Raw genomic sequence first — 4243 nt, forward strand, 5'->3', positions numbered from 1 at the left:
AACAGCGGCCAAATTTTATATGCCCATAACCCTCATCAGCTTATCCCGCCGGCCAGCTTAGCTAAGCTGGTAACTTTAAAGCTGGCTTATCAGGCCATCGGCGAGGGCCGCTTAAGCGCAGATAGCCTAATACCTATCAGCGGCCGGGCGCATTTTAGCAACCAGCCGGCCGGCAGCAGCTTAATGTATATCGCCGAAGGCCACCGGGTAACTTTGTACGAATTAATGCTGGGCCTTGCTTTACCCTCCGGCAACGATGCGGCGGTGGCGGTGGCCGAAGCGGTGGCCGGCAGTGTAGAAGATTTTGTAACCTTGATGAATGACGAAGCCCGCCGGCTTGGCCTTAGCGATACCACCTTTACCGAGCCGGCCGGTATCGCCGGCAGCAATATAACTACAGCTTACGACTTTGCCCGCTTTACCCGCAGCTATTTAGCCAGCCACCCTTATGCGATAGAGCAGCTGCATAATAGACGCAGCTTTACCTACCCTACCGCCGCTAATTTGGGTAACGCCACCGTGCGCTGGGCCCCAATGCTGCGGGGCAACACCAATAATTCTTTACTAAATAATTATGAATACGCCGATGGCTTAAAGACTGGCTTTATTAGGGCCGCCGGTTACAATTTAGTGGCTACCGCCCGGCGTGATGGTATGCAGTTAATAGCGGTCATTTTAGGGGTACAGGCACCGGGCCCGCAAACGGGCTCGGTACGGCGCAACCAAGATGCCATCACCCTTTTTGATTACGGCTTTAATAACTTTGAGTTTATTAACTTAAATAATTTTATCGCTATCCCGGCCAGAATATGGGGCGGTGAGGAACGCACCGCTTGGCTTAAAATACCCAATAATAAGGCTGCCTTATTAATTAGACGCTGTTTTAGCCGCGAAGTTACCTTTAATACTCCGGCTAATCTTAATTTGTTAGCTCCTTTGCCTGCCGGTTATGAGGCCGGCCGGCTAACCATAAATTATGCCAATAATTCCTACACCTTACCGCTGATAACCGCCGGCGAAATACCGGCCGTTCCCAATAGGCTTTTGTATAAGCTAGCGCGGCTGGCTTTATGGTTTAAACAACTGGCTTTAACTCTTAAAGCTTAAGGTAGTGTAAATAGCTACGGCCTCGTACGGTAGCGCAAATTAAAGTTACACCTGCTAAAATCATCACTCTCTCTATCTTAACCATAATTATAGCATATTATCTCCCTACCTCCTAGCAAAGAATTTCTAATTAAGTTATAGTAAAGGTAATACCACCTAACTTAACGAAAATTTAAGGGAGAGATACGATGAGTAATAAAAAAATTAACCCGCAAGTCATCACCAACGAAGACGGTGCCAGTATGGAAAAATTGGTAAGCCTGTGCAAACGGCGCGGCTTTGTTTACCAATCGTCCGAGATTTACGGCGGCCTTAACGGCGCATGGGATTACGGCCCGTTGGGCGTAGAGCTTAAAAATAACATTCAAAAAATTTGGTGGCAGGCCATGACCCGCAAACACGATAACATTGTGGGCATTGACGGCGCCATTATGATGCATCCCCGTGTGTGGGAAGCCAGCGGCCACGTAGAAAATTTTAGCGACCCGCTTATCGATTGCAAAGCCTGTAAAACGCGCTTTCGAGCCGACCATCTAGAGGCCGATAACCCCGAAGCTTTAAAAAACAAAAAATGCCCCAGCTGCGGCGGCGAACTTACCGAACCGCGTAACTTTAATTTAATGTTTAAAACCCACTTAGGCCCGGTCGATAAAGGCGATGACAGCGGCCTTGTTTACCTGCGGCCCGAAACGGCGCAGGCCATTTTTGTTAACTTTAAAAATGTGGCCGATACCAGCCGCGTGAGTATTCCCTTTGGCATTGCGCAGGTAGGTAAAGCCTTTAGGAACGAAATAACCACCAAAAACTTTATCTTTAGAACCCTCGAGTTTGAACAAATGGAAATGCAATTTTTTTGCAAACCCGGCACCGACCTTGAGTGGCTGGCCAAATGGAAAGAAGAACGTTTGGCTTATTATCATAACTTACTTGGCATTAAACCCGAACGCTTACGCTTTCATCAGCACGGGGCAAACGAACTGGCCCACTACGCCGCCGATGCTTACGACATAGAATATTTGTACCCTTTTGGCTGGCAAGAATTGGAAGGTATCCACGACCGTACCGATTATGACCTGCGCCGCCATGCCGAATTTAGCGGCAACAAACGCCTTACCTATCAAGATGAAGAAACGAAAGAGTACTATATACCTTACGTGATAGAAACCAGCGCCGGCTTAACGCGCAGCGTGCTAATTACTTTAATGGACGCCTACCACGAAGAAAGTTTAGGTAAAGATGACGAAGGCAACGAAGATATTCGCACCGTACTCCACTTTCACCCCAACGTAGCGCCTATTATGGCCGGTATTTTTCCTTTGGTAAAAAAAGACGGCCTGCCCGAAATTGCCCGCGAAATTGAGACCGAGCTAAAAGAAGAATTTAATGTTTACTACGATGGCTCGGGGGCCGTTGGCCGCCGTTACCGCCGCATGGACGAAGTAGGTACGCCTTATTGTATTACCATAGACCATCAAAGTAAAGAAGACGGCAGCGTTACTTTACGTTACCGCGATACTATGCAGCAGGTAAGGCTGCCCAAAGAGGAATTGGTTAGTTTTATTAAAAAAGCCAACAAAAATTATAAACGGCAATAAAACTGCCGTTTATAATTAAAAAGTAAGAATTAAGAAATCAATAACAATTTTTTAATTCTTACTTTTTAATTGCCTCTGTAGTAAATTTGTAATCAATTAACAACTAATTAGCCTCTTGCCAATCTTGTTAAAAAGCTTTATGATAGTGTGATAAAATGAAAAAACTTTATTTATTAATTTACCTTTTAGCAGCGCAGCTGGTCTTTGCTCAAAGCGGCCCTACCGAAGGAGCACGGCTAGACCAAATGCTGTACATGCGCGGCGATACCCACATTCAGTTAAATTTGGGTATGTTCTTTCCGTTATTTGCCGGCGGCTTTAACTTTCAAAATATTAGCGCCTTAACTTTAAATCCGGGCTTTAATATTGGGGCTAATGTCGATGTGCATTTAGATAACAACTTAAAGATGGGCGGCGGGATTGTCTTTTTAACGGCACAAGGTATTAATGCCGTGCAGGCTAACTTTATTACGCTTAACTTTCGTACCATCTACGAATTTCACGTCTTTGGCTGGTCGTTTCCTGTGGGCGGCAGCGCCGGCATACAAATAGGCTCTTATGGCGAATCGTTTGCAATAAACCCTATCCTTAGGCCCGAAGCCGGAGTTTTTTACAGCTTTAACAGGCAATGGAGTATCGGGGCAACGGCGGCTTGGGGAATTACCTTTGAGCCGGTGTTTAATAATATGAATAGAAGCCGTATAGGTAATATGTTTGAGGTGATGTTAAGTGGCCGTTACTATTTTGAGCAATAAAATAACTAAATTATTCTTGTTAGCCGCTTTGCTGCTAACCAGCTGCAACGGGGCTATCTTTTGGACTTTACAAAACGAAGAGCTTATCGAGCGCAGTAACTTACCTAAAGAAGCGCCGGCCGTAGGTATGGCCAGCGATGGTGTTTATTACTATGTCATCATCGGCCATACTTTATGGGTTAGGCCTATCGATAACATTAACCCCGCTAATTGGACGCAATTAAGGGGCAGTAATAATATGCTGGGGGCCGGCGGTCTTACGCCGGCTGTGGTGCTTAGCAGCAGTAACAGCCAAATATATTTACCCGAAGATGCCGGCGCCGCTACCGTTTTACAAAATGTAAGAGTTTTTAGGAACGGCGAATATGCTTTGGCTAGCCAGCCCGAAATAAGCGGCTCCGGCGGCTTACTTTTTAGTCAAGGTTTTACGCGTGATGGGGGAATCACCTCATGGAACGGGCAGCCGCAAGCCGCAGGCTCGCCGCGACCCGGCGATTCTGGCCGCAGAGACAATTTTATCGATGCCGGCGGCGGTTTAAATACCCTCAATGGCCGGGCTAACTCTTTGCTGGATATACGCGGCAGCGCTTTATGGTTTGCCGGCGATAACACAGCCGGCGTTATTGGGTTGGTCGGCCATAACGGGCAAGGGTACAGCGAGCTTTTTGTGAACGAAGACGGCGAATTAACTCTCCGCCGCCCTACAGACAGTGTAGATAATACTATAGCTTACGGCGTATCCGATTTAGCTATGGCCGTTGTGAGCGGCTTTTTTCTCGACCCCGC

General features: G+C 46.9%; 4 protein-coding genes. All 4 read left to right on the plus strand.

Translation table 11 applies throughout. From position 1 onward, the window contains the following. The coding region (locus tag FWE37_09195; protein MCL2521153.1) for a D-alanyl-D-alanine carboxypeptidase at positions 1 to 1107 on the plus strand (1107 nt) is incomplete at its 5' end. Between the two features lie 188 nt (positions 1108 to 1295). Beyond that, positions 1296 to 2702, plus strand: coding sequence for a glycine--tRNA ligase (locus tag FWE37_09200; protein MCL2521154.1), 1407 nt, complete (start codon positions 1296 to 1298; stop codon positions 2700 to 2702). A 155-nt stretch (positions 2703 to 2857) separates the two neighbouring features. Then, the gene (locus FWE37_09205) at positions 2858 to 3457 is read left to right on the plus strand and encodes a hypothetical protein (protein ID MCL2521155.1); all 600 of its coding nucleotides are present in this window, start codon (positions 2858 to 2860) and stop codon (positions 3455 to 3457) included. Then, on the plus strand, positions 3432 to 4243 hold an 812-nt coding region (locus FWE37_09210; protein ID MCL2521156.1), incomplete at its 3' end, for a hypothetical protein. The genes FWE37_09205 and FWE37_09210, both read left to right, overlap by 26 nt.

This window comes from Spirochaetaceae bacterium (assembly GCA_009784515.1).
GTDB lineage: Bacteria > Spirochaetota > Spirochaetia > WRBN01 > WRBN01 > WRBN01.

Excerpts from the sequence above, each read along its gene's own strand:
- FWE37_09200 (MCL2521154.1), top strand. The coding sequence starts at position 1,296 with ATGAGTAATAAAAAAATTAACCCGCAAGTCATCACCAACGAAGACGGT.
- FWE37_09205 (MCL2521155.1), top strand. The coding sequence starts at position 2,858 with ATGAAAAAACTTTATTTATTAATTTACCTTTTAGCAGCGCAGCTGGTC.